Genomic DNA, 15,037 nt, shown 5'->3' with positions numbered 1-15,037 from the left:
CAGACATGCGCAAAGCGGGGATACTGTTGCTATTTCTGGCCGTTGCATTCGGCCCTTCGCGCATCCTGGGACAGGTTTTGCCGATCGGTCAATGGCAAAGTCATTTCAATTACCGCTCGGCACAGCAGGTCGTTCATGCTGGCCCGCTGGTTTATTGCGCTTCCTATAATGGACTTTTTACCGTCAACACGACGAATGGCGACACCCGCGCGCTGTCGAAAGCCGATGGCCTGAGCAACACGGGCATCAGCGCGATGGGCTATTCACCGGATTCAAAGCTGCTGCTGCTCGCCTACCGCAACGGTGTGATTGATTTTGTATTCTTAAACGAACAGTCGGAGCCGGACCAGATCGAAACCTGGGACCTTTTGAACAACACCCAGGGACTACCGGCAAACAAAGCGATCCGGCGCATCGTCTTCAGGGATGAACTGGCCTATATCGCTTCGAGCTTCGGCGTGCTGGTGCTGGATTCCCGGCTCAAACAGGTCGAAGAAACCTACCGCTACATCGGTACCAACGGCGCACAGATAGCAGTAAGCGATCTCGCATTCGGCGGTGATTCCCTTTTTGTAACAACATCACAAGGCAATGTGCTGGCCACATCCATGCGCGCAGACGTGAACCGGCAGTATTTTGCCAATTGGAAAAGCATTCCTGCGCCTGGCAATGTGACCAGTATAGCGGCATTTGGCAATGCGATTTATGCTGCTGTTTCCGGAAAAGGTATTTACCTATATGAAAAAGGAAGCTGGAAACTGGTCTATGCAAATGTAAGCACCGCATTGCGGCTCCTCGATAGCGGAGACGTGCTAACCGCCACGACCGGTACCGCCATTGTGAACATTGGCCAGGGTAACACGACGACGACCTTGACCAATCCACTTTTCACGGGCATTCGCGCGGGGCTGCGCGCCGATGGGAATGCATGGTGGGTCGCCGATCCTCAAAATGGGCTGGTCACGAATCAGTTCGGGGCTTTCAAACCAATTTCCCCTGCCCAAACCGATACGACTATCTCGCCCCGCCCCGATTCGGTCATTACTGATCTCGCCGGCCTCTCGTGGACACGCCTGCCCGAGGCATTGGGCGGCGGTATCATTGTGAGCAATGCAGACGGCTCCCGCAAAAAGGTGCTATCGACCTCCATTGGTAATGGCAGCTTGCCGGCTTCGAAAATTAACAGTCTTGCGCTCGACACGGACGGGTACGTCTGGTTCGCAAGCGCGAAAGGCGCGGGCTACTTCATTCCCGACGGCGTACTCGAAGCGAGCCGGGTAGATGCATTGTTGCCCATTTACGGCCAGCGCCGGTTGTTCAACAATGAAGAATGTACGGCCATTGCCGTGGAACCTGGCAACCGCAAATGGATCGGTACGCGTACGGGCCTGTACCAATTCAGCGCGGACGGCACCGAACTGGTTCGGAAATTTACGGCGGCAGACAGCCCGCTTCCCTCCGACATGATCACAGCACTGCGTTTCGAAGGGGAAACGGGGCTGCTTTTTATAGATACGCCCGCCGGCATGGTGTCCTACCAAACCGACTCTAAAACGGCGGCGGAACGCCTGGCAGACATCCGCATATTTCCGAACCCCGTCAGACCGGGTTATTCGGGCAATGTAGGCATCAGCGGGCTCACCGCACAGTCGACCGTGAAGATCACCGACCTGGCGGGCAGGCTCGTTTTCGAAACCCGTTCGGAAGGTGGTATGGCGTCCTGGAATCTGAACGATTACACGGGACGGCGCGCACGCGGAGGCATCTATATGGTGTTTGTCGTGGGAGCCGACGGCAATGAACGTCAGGCGGGTAAATTGGCAATTATTAATTAAAATCCTAAATTGATCCAGGCGTTCCGATGAACGGGCGCCGCATGACCATATGATGGCGAACCAGGAAAGACCGCCCTATATCGTAGGAATCACGGGCGGCAGCGCTTCGGGGAAGACCTATTTCATGAAAAACCTCATCGACGCATTCAGCCAGGAGGAGGTTACCCGCATTTCTCAGGACAACTATTACAGGCCCATTCACGAGATCCCGCGGGACGAGAACGGCGTGGAGAACTTCGATCTTCCCGAAACGATCGACCACCACCTTTTCGCGGAGCATATTGCCGTCCTGCGGGCGGGGCGTTCGGTGCACCAGAAGGAATACACGTTCAACAACCCGCTGATCAAGCCTGAAATACTGGTGTTCGAGCCGCGACCGATTATTATTGTGGAAGGCATTTTCGTTTTCTATTTTCCTGAAATAGCCCGGCTGATCGATCTGAAAATTTTTGTCGATGCGAAGGAGCATGTTAAAATAAAACGCCGCATTATTCGTGATAATAATGAACGTGGGTACGATCTCGACGACGTATTGTATCGGTGGGAACATCACGTGGCGCCAACTTATGACAAATTCATACTTCCCTTGCGCGCCGAAGCCGATATGATCATTAACAATAATTCGCGGTTCGATACGGGCCTTCAAGTGCTGATCGGCTTTTTGAAAGGGAAATTGCAGGAAGAGTACAAACGTTCATCATAATCATTTCAAAATTTAACCGGGTTAATGAAGAATTCTTTACAAACGATTTTCAGACCGTTTCTTAGACACATCACTATTCTTGCAGTAGCGTCGGTTATTCTGTTTGCCTGCGATGGCGACGACACCGGCCCTTCCGATCCTTACGGCTACTACCCTACCGCTGTGGGTCATTACATTGTTTACCAGGTAGACCAGGAAGTGTATTCCACCGGCCAGACGCAGCCAGCGGTGAGCAAATGGCAGGAAAAGGACGAGATCGACCGCATTGCCTCGGATTCGGCGGGCATTGTGACGTACATTGTCGCGAGATCCACACGCAGCTCATCCTCAGATTATTGGCAGAAAGTAAAGGAATACACCATTCAAAAGTATCCCGACAAGCTCCTGACCAACATCGACAACCTGCCTTTCCTGTCGCTCACTTTCCCGATCGACTCCCGGACTACCTGGAACGGCAACAGCTACAACAGTCTGGACAAGCAGCAATGTTTTTATGAATCGGTGAACAAACCTGCGCAGGTCAACGACCAGTCATTCGCCGACGTGCTTACCGTGGTGGAACGCTTCGATACTTCGATCATCAACCGCTATGTGACGGTTAAACAATACGGACGCGGCGTGGGCCTCATTTCTGACGACCAGACTGCCTTTGAATTTTGCCAAAATGACGAATGTATTGGTTCGAAAAAAATAGAATCGGGCAGTCACAAATCGCGCAAAATCCTGGAATTTGGCAGCCGTTAATTAATTGCCCGGGCGATTTACTTTGCTCAAAGACTTGTTTTTTTCATATTCCTTTGGAATAATATTTGTAATTTCAATTTATCTGTCTATTTTTACGACGGATACTGGTATTAATCATTCATTAACCGATAAACAATGAGAACATTGACATCGCACTCTACACAGACAAAAAAGTCTTACCGGAAGCCGGTGCTCGTTCAACACGGGAGTGTTAACAAGCTGACCAAAGGAAAACTCGGCAGCCAGCCTGATGATGAAGGAACTGAGCCGAACTACGCACCAGATGCTTGATTCTTGAAAAGAATTAGGTTTCTAATTTCGTAGTTACGTACAGAATGCTGATACAAGGGTTTGTTTCTTATCATTCGAACAACTGGTCAAGTCAATCTGGCGAACAACACTCAATCTCCTGGGAAGGCGGCTTTCTGAACTTTTCGGAGCCAGGCAAGTCAAAAACAGCTAACGATGCATTCGTAGTTGGATTTCAGGGGAAAAACAAAAGCGATGTTAAGCTCTGGGGCGTTAGTCCCGTTGTCTTAACATCGCTTTCTGATTTTCAGGCATTGATCCCGAAATTGGGGGATAAGCTTGCTGCCGGGATCTGGATAGAAGAGTCGAATGGCCAGGTACATCTCGCGCGGCACATCTTTGGCCTGCATACCCTTTACTATACACATATTCCCGGCGAGTTCTTCGCATTCTCGTCCAATCTCCACGGACTGCTCTCCCTGCTGAAAGACAAGCAACTTGCAACGCTCAATGAGGCGAGGCTCAAATCCTTCCTCACCTTTTCCGGCGACATGCAGCTCGACTATAACGGAGAAACGTTTTACGAGCATGTCAAATGCGTTTTCCCGGGCCACGTATTAACGGCCGGCGCCGAAAGTGTGACAGCCCGTCCCTTCACTAAATTCGAGATCCCGCCACTGGCAGACTCACTACCTGACTTCGCCGCACGGTTCAAAACCTTGCTTACAGACGCTGTTACAGGCAAATTACCGGCTGACGGGACCATCATGGGATCGCATTTGAGCGGCGGCCTCGATTCCTCGTCGGTGAGCACACTCGCGCGTCTCTACGCGCCTGAAAATCCTTTGCACACCTTTTATTACAACACACAGGGCGAGGCGTCGGATGACAAGGATTTTGCGCACGAAGTCGCGAGAAACATTCATTCATCGCATCACGAGATTCTGCTCTCTGAAAAGCATTTAGAAGCTATTCAGCAACATACGGCTATCCTGGGTTATCCACAGCCCACGTTCGTATCCCCATCGTTTCAAAAAGGGGTGTATGAGCTTGCTTCACAGCTCGGTTGCGAGGTATTGTTCAATGGAAATGGCGGCGACTCAGTCGTTGGGAGCGGGTTTGAATATCCTGCGCTGCTGTACCAGCAAAAAGATTGGGCATTATTAAAAGATCTCCTGACCAAACGAACGCAATTCTTTTCCAAAGCAGGCGATTTCCCCAACTGGGATAAATTGACTTTCGAAGAACAGACGCAAATTGTGGAGCAGAATTTCCTGTACCGGCAAATTTCCCGTTCGCTGCGAATCATGGGCCCTGCGCAGTTGCCGGGCTTATACCGTGAGCTCACGGCGCATTTTAAGTTGTCACCCCAGTATTTCGGCAAACGCGGGTTGTCTGCTGTTTGGAAGAAGTTGAAAGGAAAATCAATACAGCCCATCACATTGTTGCGCGACGACTTTCTGGAATCGGCATTCAAAAAACGTCCGAAATTATCCGGATTGTCAACGCTGTTGCGCGGTGATGTGCCGGCCACATTTCAGGCTTCTTTTGAGGAAATTTATAACCATCACACCATATTTCACAACGAAAACCGGAGCATTCTGGCCGCGGACTATGGACTCGAAAGCCGTTCGCCATTTTTCGACAAGGAACTATTTGAGCTTTGCATGGCTGTTCCCGAGGTTACCAAGTATGGCAATGGGCTGGGCAGAATGCATTTCCGGGAGGCGATGAAGGGCATACTTCCCGAAAAGGTGCGGCTACGTTCGCAGAAAACACATATCGGCCCGCGCGGGCGCCTGTCGACGCTCGCATTGTACGATCAGTCGCAAGAGCTGTTGAATGATACTTCGGAAATCTGGCAGTACGTCGACCGGAGGAAATTTGAGGGGACGGTCAAATTTTTGAAAACGGAGAATATTGCGATGGACGAGTATACCCGGAGCCTTTTCCACGTGACGCGAACGATTTCCGTTGCGGCGTGGCTTGAATGGTTAAAATCAGAGAATTACCGACCTTAACCATTCAATACCGTTTCCACTATTATTTAATGATATTTACCCTTCCTGTAAAGGTTTGTTCTGAGCCATCGGTCTTGGTTACCACAGCCTTGTAAATGTAGGTTCCGGCGCTGGCGTTGGGTGTCCAGTACCAGTCAGAAATAGATGACGCGGGCTTGACACTCTGATCCACCCGCAGAATACCTTTCAAATCATAAATCACATACCGCACCTGCTGTACCGCATCCGGCTTGATGCCTTTCACCCGGAACCTCACGTAGTCCGTTGCGGGATTCGGCGAGCAGACCAGCTCAATACCCTCTACCCCTTCACCAATCGCAAAACGGATCTGGTACGGGCCGACCGAGGCATTACCTGAATTGTCCTGCGTGTTGACGAGGATTTCATAAATGCCCGCCGCAGCCAATGTAGTTTTCAATTCAATCTGCACGGCCTTGTCGGAAATCTGTTTGATCGTCAAATCCTTGTAGGGAACAAGCTGGAAATCGCAGTTGTTATCCGCACACGGTTTTATAAAAATATCCATCAAGCTTGTGTCGGCCGACATCAGGCGGTCGTCGGTCAGGGTAAATTTAATGGTCGGTTGCGCACCTACTTCCTCGCCATCCTGAATCACCCGCCCGTTGAACGTTACATCCAAAACAGGTGCGATCACGTCTTTCACCCTTTCGGCCGGATATACTTCCTGGTTTTTAGCGATCTCCCAGTCTACGACCAGTTCGGCCACGTTATTCGACTCATTCAATTCTACGATCGTATTTGCAGGGTCCAGTCTTACCTGCACGAGCTTCAACGCTCCTTTGTTAGGGAATGCAATTTGAATTGTATCCTCGTAAGGCATTGCCGCCACGGTTTGCGTTTTGGTCTCGCTGGTACCGTCCTTGAAAACGTAGGTCAGCTGAACCGGCAGCTTTTCGTCAGTATTGTATTTACCCTGGTTCTTGATCACGATCGACGCACGCAGGTTGGCAGACTTCTCGATGCTCTTTCCGGGCGCTTCCGAATAAATGGTAATGCTCTCGTCGGCATCCACAGAGTAATCCGGTGATGCTACGTAAATCATTTTAAGGGCCGGATCTCCTTGCAGAAGCGCCTGGTGTACATTGGCGATATCGTAGGAATTGTAGCCATTGGCAAAAATCCGTCTGGCTGTTTCCACCTGAATTTTCCCGATCGACTGTTTCGATGTATTCGCATCGAGGAAAAGCGTCGTATATAGTTTATCGAGATAGTTGCTGGTTGAAGAAACGTAGGTATCAAATGTATTGGCAATGAGCGCTACGGTACCTCGTTTGGGTGCAATGATCCAGTCGAGCGAAAGGGCGATCCGGTCGGAAGAAGACGGACTGGTATTAAAGCGCGCACTGAAGACATTACCTACGCCGCATCCATTGAAATACAACATCGGGTATTTGCCTTGATTGTTATACGCACGTGCCGCGTCGGTAATATAGCCGATATCGAGGTCGGTAACGGTCGTCGAGCCGTGACCGAAATAGGTCAGAAGCCCTACGCCGGCATTTATTTCAGGCGTAATGTTCACCGGTTCTACTTCGCCGACGCCCTGCTGCTTTACAAATGGGGTCACTTTTGCCCCGATGTAGCCTTTTTCGGCCAGTGGCGCCAATCCCGCGAGAATGTTTTTAAGCTGCGTAATTTCTGAAGACGACTTGCCTCCATTCAGGTGAAGGATGTTTTTCTTCCAGCTTACATCCTGGCTGCCTGCATGCTCATATTCCTTTACTTTGGCCAGATAATCGTATACATTCTGATTCGTGATAGCTGAAAGACGCCCGACTGGGATCGCCGACACCTCCCTGGGCGCACCCGCCAATCCTTCTACCAGCACGATATCCGATCCGGGAAAACCGACCGTCGGCACTTCGTCGGGGAGTTCACGCACCATCCGTTCATTGAATGTGATGGATTTGCCCATCAGGAAAAGGTACTTATCCAGATTTTTGTCGGATAGCATATAATCCACGAACCTGCGGATTCCTACCGGGTTCGGCTCGCCGAAGTTGAACTGATCGTAAACATCCGTTATTTTCATCACCAGCGGCACGAACGAGCCCCCTTCTGCCGACGCGCGATAAGTGGCGTATGCTTTGGCGCCGTCTTCCAACGTCTGGTTGGTAATGATCAGGTAATTGTATTTCTTCACATCGGGCTTGACAAGCGTAACGGATGAGATTTTGGCAGCCGCAATCGAGAGCGTTTCGTTGGTCAGAAGCACCGTCAGGTTCTTGTCCTTCACGCGAGGTACAACCAGCTCGGCGCCGTTACCAGGCAGAAGCCGCGGCACATCGGCATTTGAAATATCATATACTTTACTGCCCGCCGAGGCTCCGGCAATTTTTACGTGTGTGCTAGCGTCTGTTGTTTTGGGGAAATTGAATTCCAGGCTTTTTTCCGAGCCTATGCTCGTAGCCTGGTTATAAGTAATGGTGTAGTATGCCAGGGAAAACCGGTCGCGGGTATCCGATGCGATGGATTTCAGAAGCAATATGCCGCTGCCGTCGGCCGCGAGATCGGCCTCTTCCAGTTCAAATGAATAAATCGACGCGGTAAAGTTGGCATTCGCTATGGCCGAAACTTTCCGGGCCGATGCTTCTGTCTTACCAACATACACTTCGATTGACCGGGTGTTGTTGCTGCGTCCGTGCACCATTAGTTTAACTAGCGGCTTGCCGCCGGCTGCACGTTTCGTCAATTGAAAATTGTAAGTAACCGACTTGCCCGGCAACACTGTGACGCCGGTTTTGCTGGCTCCATTTTCGAAAAAGCTGTTGAAAAAACTGGCCCGTATAGAGCTCAGCGTGCTCAATGAGTATTCATTGGCAAATGCCGTTACGTCCGTCCGCACGTGTGAGGTTGCTACTGTTCCTGCGCCGGTGGTGGAGCCCACAGCTTCGGCACGCAGGCCGTTGGTTTTTCCAACGGTGAGGAAGTATGAGCTTTCGTCGGAGTAAAGACTTGTGTAGGGGTTCATCCGGCTGCTCATCGGCCGGTACAGAAGCGAGTCTATCGAACCGTCGTTGGGCACGCCGTAAAAAAGGATCTCGTTGTTTACGGCGCTCAGAATTGCTACCTGCGTACCCCGATGCCACAGTTGCAGTTTTTCGGGCTGGTTAACAGGAAAACCTGCGGGCAATGCCGAGAATGGTACTTTATAAATTCCCTTTTGAGAAACTTTCAGCTTAACGTAGGGCTGATCGTACGCAATCCATTCATTGGTATAAGGTGCTCCCCATTGCGCAAAAACGCTCCGGGAAAACCCGATTCCCAACAACAGAATTAACTGTAAATGCCGTAAAACTTTCAGTGACATAGCTTAAATAAAAAAGTAAGGGCATGGAAATGACTCCATGCCCTGCAAAAACAATTACAGTTTGATTACCTTCTTGGTGTATTTATCACCATTGACAGTGGTAACCTCCACAATGTATTCTCCTGGTGAAAGATTCGTCAGATTCACGCGGCTTCCCGTTCCGTTGTCTTTGATCAAACGGCCATTCACATCTACCAGCTTCCATTTGCTGATCTGAGTCGGCACTTCCAGTTTGATCTCGAAATATTCCGAAGACGGGTTGGGAGAAACCGACATAGCGGCAGTTTTGTCTACTTCAACTGAAACGATTCTCGACAGCGTTTCCTCACCTTTCTGGATGCTTCCATTCACTACGGCGTCAAGGTCAACTTGCTTCAAGCGATAGTAGCTTCTTCCGCTGAACGGCTTGGAATCCACGAACGAATAGGTTACTTCTGAATTGGAATCGCCTTTTCCTTCTACGCGGCCAACTTCTTCGAAATTACGAGCATTGTAGCTTCTTTCGATAATGAAGTGGCTGTTGTTGCGTTCCGAAGCAGTCTTCCAGGTCAGTTCCACTTTTTCGCCAATGGTTTTGGCGTTGAAATAGATCAGGTCGACCGGCAGCGGTGCTTCGTTGATCAGGATTTTCAGCGCCGGGTCACCTTGAAGCAATACCTGGTGGATATTCGCGCGGTCGGCGTCATAGTACGCAGCCACGCGGCTGTTTTGTCCGGGATTGTAGGTATAACCCTTCGCCAGCTTGGTTTGCAATGCAACATCCTGCAAGATTTGGCCGATGGTGCCACGATCTTTGTCCGTTTTCGAGAAGATCACGGGATACAGGCGATCCAGATATTCGTTGGAAGTACTCGCATATGCATCCCAGGTATTTCCGAACACCACGATAGCACCCTTACCTGGCGCGAGCAGCCAGTCGAGCGACAACGGGCGTGAAGAGCTGGTATTGACCGTAGTAGCAAAAAGACCACTGAAAACATTATTGACACCGCAGCCATTGTAGAACAACACAGGGAATTTGGTATTGTTGTAACCTTTTCCTGGATCAGTCACGTAGCCAGGGTTCAAATCTGTCCGGTAGGTAGAGCCGTGACCAAAATAGCTGATCATCCCCATCCCGGTATTGTTGATTTCGTTGGCAATGTTCAATTCTTCGATCACATCGGCCGCCTGGGTTTTCAATTTTGCGGTAACACTACCATTGAACGGAGAGCTCGCTACGGTTGTACCGATCGTGCTCAGATATCCTCCGAACTGGTTGATCTCGCCCAGATCTTTACCACCGCTGATGTGCAATACATTTCTTCTCCATGCGACGGTCTTCTCAGCCTCATACGCCTGGATCTTCGCCAGGTATGCATTTACTTCTGCATCGGTTTGCGCGGAAATACGGCCAACCGGGATCGCAGGAACGTCGTCCGGAGTACCGCGCAGACCGTCTACCAGCAAAAGGTCGGAGCCAGGGAAGCCCACTGTTGGCACTTCATCCGGCAATTCCTTTACTACTTTGTCTGGTCTGGTGATCGATTTGCCGAGCAGCAACAGGAATTTCGATTTGTTGCCATCCGAAATCATGTAGTCCACAAATCTTTTAATCGCAACCGGGCTTGGTTCGCCATAGTTGAATTCATTGTACAGGTCCTTCACCTTCACGACAACGGGATCGTATTTCACACCTGGCGAGCCACTCTGACGGTAGGTTGCAAATGCCTGCGCAGAAGCAGCGAGGTTATCCGCAGCGATAATCAGGTAGTTGTAGCTCGCAGGACTGATTTCCTGGAATGTTACGGTAGAAATTTTACCGGCAGCTACGTTGATGTTCTGAGCGGCATTGGTAACGAGCAGGTTCAACGCCGCACCGTTACGTGTTACCATCAGGTTGGATGCAGCTCCCTGGATAATGCGGGGGCTATCGATATTTGAAATATCGTAAAACAGCGGGTTCGCAGGCGGATTAGCGATCGGCACCCTTGATTTGGAGCCGTCAGGCGCAGCCGGCAGGTTGAACTGATATGTGTTCAAACCTTGCGCATCGATCGTCTGGTCGTAAGATACTGTAAAGTAGCTAACAGAGAACCACGACGAAGGAACGACGTTTTGAAATCCGAATGTACCACCGTTGGCATCATAATCCACCGACGGATCAAGGTCGAAATTGATTTCCTGGGGTCCGAAGTCAAATGTGTTGACGGTCGTCACCGATCTGAGGGCTGCACTCGTCTTACCCACCTTAACCTGCACCTGGGCAGCATTACCTCTTCCGCTCAAAAGCAATTTCACCTTCGGAATAGAACCTCCGAATATGTTTTTTGCAGCAAAATTGAAGTTACTCGCTACTGACCCGGGCTGCGACGCGGACGCAGGGTTGGTCACATATACCGGGCTTGCCGCGCCGGTTGTGAGCGGGAGTCGTGAGCCTGTACCGGTTTTACCATCTTCAAAATAGCTGTTGAAAGTAGACGGCCGTGTTGAATAATAGGTAAAATGGGTATACTCGGTCTGATAGGTTTTCAGCTCAACCTGATTGTGAAATTCAGTTGCACCGACACCATTATCAACTGCCGTATTTTCCACTGCCGCACGCGAACCATTCTCAGCGCCAATTGTCAGAAAGTAAGCGCTTTCATTGGAGAAAGTACTGAAATAAGGGTTCTTCCGGGAAGTGGGAAGGCGATATAACAATTCATCCGACGCACCATCATTAGGCACCCCGAAAAAAAGAATTTCAGTATCGTCGGCTTTCAGGATCGCGACCTGATTGCCACGGTGCCACAACTGCAGCTTGGCTTTGTCAGCCGATTGAAATGCCGCTGGCAACGACGAAATTGCTACCCTGTGAATGCCTTTTGCACCTACACCGATACGTACCCATTGCTGGCCATACTTGCCAGCGAGCCACTCATTACCATGAGCACCGCCCCATTTTTGAGAAAACGCATCGGGTATGCACAAGCACACTCCCAGAACCAGCATACTGACGAATGAAGTAAACCTTTTTAATCTCATAAGCTCAAATTTTATAGTGCATAACTTACACTGTTAGTGTATAATAAAAACGATAAACTCTTTAATGATTGCAACGCGGAAAGTGAAACGCTATTATGAATAAACAAAAATACAATAATTTCAAAACAGCGCAAGGTTACTTAATTGCGTTGCCTCGGGTTAAAGCATTAATACGACAAATAATAACAACATGTTGCCGCAGGCATGATTTTTTCAACCGCCAAATAATTTCATCCTTATATTTGTCCGCAAACAAGTACTCTAATACTCTAACCAAAACAACGATCAGTATGTTGAAACGATTAATTTTCTTTGCTTGGGTTGTACTAGTCGGCGTAGCACTGGCAAACTGCGATGGCGATAAAGGTGACGTCGGCCCTGCGGGTAAAGACGGAGCTACCGGCCCTGCTGGCCCCCAGGGACCCAAAGGTGACACAGGCGTTGCCGGAAAAGATGCCCTTGGTGCGAAAATCATCACCACCGGACCGCTTAAAACAGAATCTGACGGCGGTTACTCGTTCGGTATCAGCAACATGACTCCCGCCGACACTGCAATGCTGGTGAATGCTGGTATTTTCGTTTACATCAAAAGCAAAGACTACTGGTGGTCAATTCCTGGCCCTGTTGGATTTGCCAGCGGTGACACCACGTCGTTCAGCTTCCGCTATGCATTGCGTAACGGCAGAACGTTTTTTGTGTTGATCAAACCGACCAGCTGGACTGACGACACCCCTACCGCACCGGCAAGAGACCTGGATGCTGTGAGAGTGATCATCGTACCAACAGAAAAGTTCAGACGTGCTGCGGCAATCGACTGGAAGGATTACAACGCGGTCGTGAAAGCCTTAAATCTTAAAGATTCAGATGCGGTAAGCGCCGATCTGTAACGGTGTCCCGATTGCACAGGAAAAAGCTGCTCCCAAGGGCAGCTTTTTCTTTTTAACCCTTCCGCTTTTGCAACATAGGAAGTTTTAATTGCCCCCTGCCAAGAACTTACATTTGCCCTTAACTTTTATTTTTGAAATTATACTATTTTCGAAACAAATATTGTTAGAACGATTGTTATCTAACAGCAATTTGTACTTTTCCGGGCTTAGGCCTTCTTACCATATTTCCTTTTTGTCGTGATGAATACCAAAAAGTCTTCAAAAACGAGCTCACCTGACGTGGTTTTGATAGGGGCAGGCATTATGAGCGCTACGCTCGGGGTTCTTCTCAAAAAACTTAATCCTTCCATTACCATTTCCGTTTTCGAACGTCTGGACCGCGTAACTGCCGAGAGCTCAGACCCATGGAACAATGCCGGTACCGGCCACTCCGCTTTTTGCGAGCTGAACTATACGCCGCAACTCGCCGACGGTTCCATCGAAACCAAAAAAGCCATCAAGATCGCCGAGTCGTTCGAGGTATCGAAGGAGTTTTGGTCGTATCTGGTAGAAAATGAGGTGATCGATTCACCTGATACATTTATCCACAACATTCCACACCTGAGCTTTGTTTGGGGTGAGGAAAACGTGGAGTATCTACGCAAACGTTACGAGGCTCTTACGAGCCACCACCTTTTCCAGGGTATGGAATATACCGAAGACAAGGATGTGATCGCCAACTGGGCTCCGCTGGTCATGGACGGCCGTAATGCCGACGAAAAAGTTGCCGCTACCCGCATGGAACTCGGTACCGACGTCAATTTCGGTGCATTGACCAAGGCGATGTTCGACTATCTCGAAAAACAGGACGGTGTGAATCTCTACCTCAACTACGAGGTCGACGATCTGAAACGCAGAAAGGACAACACCTGGCAGATCGACGTGAAAGACCGCGCAACGAAGAAAGAGAGCAAGATCCAGGCTAAATTCATTTTCATCGGCGCCGGCGGCGGTTCGCTGCCCCTGCTCGAAAAATCGAATATTCCGGAAGGAAAAGGTTTCGGAGGTTTCCCGGTAAGCGGCCAGTGGCTGGTTTGCAACAAGCCCGAAATCATTGAAAGACACCAGGCGAAAGTGTACGGAAAGGCTTCGGTAGGTTCGCCGCCGATGTCGGTCCCTCACCTCGATACCCGCATTATCGATGGCAAAAAAGCATTGCTATTTGGCCCATATGCCGGTTTTTCCACTAAATTTTTGAAAAACGGTTCATACCTCGACCTGCCGCTTTCGATCAAGCTGAACAATATCAAACCGATGATCGCGGCTGGTTTGCACAACATTCCGCTGACGAAATACCTCATCGACCAGGTAAGACAGTCGCCGGAAGACCGCCTGGAAGCGTTGAAAGACTATTTCCCCGAGGCACAACTGGAAGACTGGAGCCTGGAAACGGCCGGCCAGCGTGTGCAGGTGATCAAAAAGGATAAGAAGGCGGGCGGCGTGCTCGAATTCGGAACCGAGATGGTAACGGCAGCCGACGGCTCGCTCGCTGCATTGCTGGGCGCGTCCCCGGGTGCATCCACCGCCGTTTCGATCATGCTCGAATTGATCCACAAATGCTTCGCCGAAGCTAAAAGCCCTGAATGGCAGCGCGAATTCCAAAAGATCATCCCGTCATTCGGAAAATCCCTGTCAAAGGAGAAAGACCTTGCCGCCAAAACCCGCGCGTGGACTACCGAAGTGCTGCACCTGAGCGCTTCGCACCTGGAAGCCGAAGTTACCGCGTGATTTTTAGGTTAAAATGATATAGAAAAGCCCCGGAATGATCCGGGGCTTTTGGGTTTTATCACGCGAAGATGTCTGAGAGATTGACGCTGAGGTCGCGGAATATGAAAGAAGTCAGCACTTCGCCACTCGTTTTAGGCTCCTGCCCGACAAATTTTCCTGAATCATCGAGTAAGAATACCGCTACATGCTCATAATCAGGGTACACAACCCAGTATTCACGAACTCCGCTCTCCTCATAAATTTTGTATTTAGAGTTTAACTCCCGGGATGTATTACCCGGCGAAAGTACTTCCACAACCAGATCGGGCGCCCCAAGGCAACCATTGTCGTCAGGCAACCGGACATCGAATGGCGCACCATATGCCTCGCATGGATGTTCGTTGATATGGTTTCCGATGGCCTGAGAAAGCTTCCATACAACCGCCTGATGCCGCCGGGACAGTGCCGGTGACATTTTGTAGAATGCCCCTTAATCAGTTCCAGACGCTCCTTGA

Annotated in this window: 10 protein-coding genes; 7 read left to right on the top strand and 3 right to left on the bottom strand. The window is 50.1% G+C overall.

Annotated features, from left to right (window positions below; all coding sequences use genetic code 11):
• The first annotated feature begins 5 nt into the window (after window positions 1-5).
• The 5 genes from H144_RS0110055 to H144_RS0110040 all read left to right on the top strand — a co-directional run bounded on the left by H144_RS0110055 (window position 6) and on the right by H144_RS0110040 (window position 5,552).
• Entirely contained in the window at window positions 6-1,835 is a 1,830-nt protein-coding gene (locus H144_RS0110055) for a PorZ beta-propeller-like domain-containing protein (RefSeq protein ID WP_019941930.1), read from the top strand.
• Window positions 1,836-1,884: 49 nt separating this feature from the next.
• Window positions 1,885-2,538: a uridine kinase family protein gene (locus H144_RS0110050; protein ID WP_019941929.1), complete on the top strand. Its 654-nt coding sequence runs from the start codon at window positions 1,885-1,887 to the stop codon at window positions 2,536-2,538.
• 24 nt (window positions 2,539-2,562) lie between these two features.
• Window positions 2,563-3,282: a hypothetical protein gene (locus H144_RS0110045; RefSeq protein WP_019941928.1), complete on the top strand. Its 720-nt coding sequence runs from the start codon at window positions 2,563-2,565 to the stop codon at window positions 3,280-3,282.
• 135 nt (window positions 3,283-3,417) lie between these two features.
• Window positions 3,418-3,573: a lasso RiPP family leader peptide-containing protein gene (locus tag H144_RS35085; RefSeq protein ID WP_157504607.1), complete on the top strand. Its 156-nt coding sequence runs from the start codon at window positions 3,418-3,420 to the stop codon at window positions 3,571-3,573.
• 44 nt (window positions 3,574-3,617) lie between these two features.
• The gene (locus tag H144_RS0110040; protein ID WP_019941927.1) at window positions 3,618-5,552 is read left to right on the top strand and encodes an asparagine synthase-related protein; all 1,935 of its coding nucleotides are present in this window, start codon (window positions 3,618-3,620) and stop codon (window positions 5,550-5,552) included.
• A gap of 22 nt (window positions 5,553-5,574) precedes the next feature.
• On the opposite strand, the gene porU2 (H144_RS0110035) is transcribed toward H144_RS0110040, so the two are convergent.
• A complete protein-coding gene (gene porU2 / locus H144_RS0110035) occupies window positions 5,575-8,883 on the bottom strand; it encodes a putative type IX secretion system sortase PorU2 (protein WP_019941926.1) in 3,309 nt (1,102 codons plus the stop codon).
• Between the two features lie 54 nt (window positions 8,884-8,937).
• Complete coding sequence (gene porU2, locus H144_RS0110030) at window positions 8,938-11,889, bottom strand: putative type IX secretion system sortase PorU2 (RefSeq protein WP_084599939.1); 2,952 nt, start codon at window positions 11,887-11,889, stop codon at window positions 8,938-8,940.
• Window positions 11,890-11,984: 95 nt separating this feature from the next.
• Between porU2 (H144_RS0110030) and H144_RS34705 the strand changes: the two genes are divergently transcribed.
• Both H144_RS34705 and H144_RS0110020 read left to right on the top strand, forming a co-directional pair.
• Complete coding sequence (locus H144_RS34705; protein ID WP_019941924.1) at window positions 11,985-12,776, top strand: hypothetical protein; 792 nt, start codon at window positions 11,985-11,987, stop codon at window positions 12,774-12,776.
• 240 nt (window positions 12,777-13,016) lie between these two features.
• Window positions 13,017-14,543, top strand: coding sequence for a malate:quinone oxidoreductase (locus H144_RS0110020; RefSeq protein ID WP_019941923.1), 1,527 nt, complete (start codon window positions 13,017-13,019; stop codon window positions 14,541-14,543).
• Window positions 14,544-14,601: 58 nt separating this feature from the next.
• On the opposite strand, the gene H144_RS32985 is transcribed toward H144_RS0110020, so the two are convergent.
• The gene (locus H144_RS32985) at window positions 14,602-14,997 is read right to left on the bottom strand and encodes a Uma2 family endonuclease (RefSeq protein ID WP_019941922.1); all 396 of its coding nucleotides are present in this window, start codon (window positions 14,995-14,997) and stop codon (window positions 14,602-14,604) included.
• Between the last annotated feature and the right edge of the window lie 40 nt (window positions 14,998-15,037).

Origin of the sequence: Dyadobacter beijingensis DSM 21582 (assembly GCF_000382205.1) — a bacterium.
Taxonomy (GTDB): domain Bacteria; phylum Bacteroidota; class Bacteroidia; order Cytophagales; family Spirosomataceae; genus Dyadobacter; species Dyadobacter beijingensis.
This window is presented reverse-complemented; position numbering and strand designations above follow the sequence as displayed.

What these genes read in the sequence shown, in the direction of transcription:
- H144_RS0110020 (WP_019941923.1), top strand. Translation starts at nt 13,017, where the DNA reads ATGAATACCAAAAAGTCTTCAAAAACGAGCTCACCTGACGTGGTTTTG.
- H144_RS0110045 (WP_019941928.1), top strand. Translation starts at nt 2,563, where the DNA reads ATGAAGAATTCTTTACAAACGATTTTCAGACCGTTTCTTAGACACATC.
- H144_RS35085 (WP_157504607.1), top strand. Translation starts at nt 3,418, where the DNA reads ATGAGAACATTGACATCGCACTCTACACAGACAAAAAAGTCTTACCGG.
- porU2 (WP_019941926.1), bottom strand. Translation starts at nt 8,883, where the DNA reads ATGTCACTGAAAGTTTTACGGCATTTACAGTTAATTCTGTTGTTGGGA.
- H144_RS0110055 (WP_019941930.1), top strand. Translation starts at nt 6, where the DNA reads ATGCGCAAAGCGGGGATACTGTTGCTATTTCTGGCCGTTGCATTCGGC.
- H144_RS34705 (WP_019941924.1), top strand. Translation starts at nt 11,985, where the DNA reads ATGAATAAACAAAAATACAATAATTTCAAAACAGCGCAAGGTTACTTA.
- H144_RS32985 (WP_019941922.1), bottom strand. Translation starts at nt 14,997, where the DNA reads ATGTCACCGGCACTGTCCCGGCGGCATCAGGCGGTTGTATGGAAGCTT.
- porU2 (WP_084599939.1), bottom strand. Translation starts at nt 11,889, where the DNA reads ATGAGATTAAAAAGGTTTACTTCATTCGTCAGTATGCTGGTTCTGGGA.
- H144_RS0110050 (WP_019941929.1), top strand. Translation starts at nt 1,885, where the DNA reads ATGATGGCGAACCAGGAAAGACCGCCCTATATCGTAGGAATCACGGGC.
- H144_RS0110040 (WP_019941927.1), top strand. Translation starts at nt 3,618, where the DNA reads ATGCTGATACAAGGGTTTGTTTCTTATCATTCGAACAACTGGTCAAGT.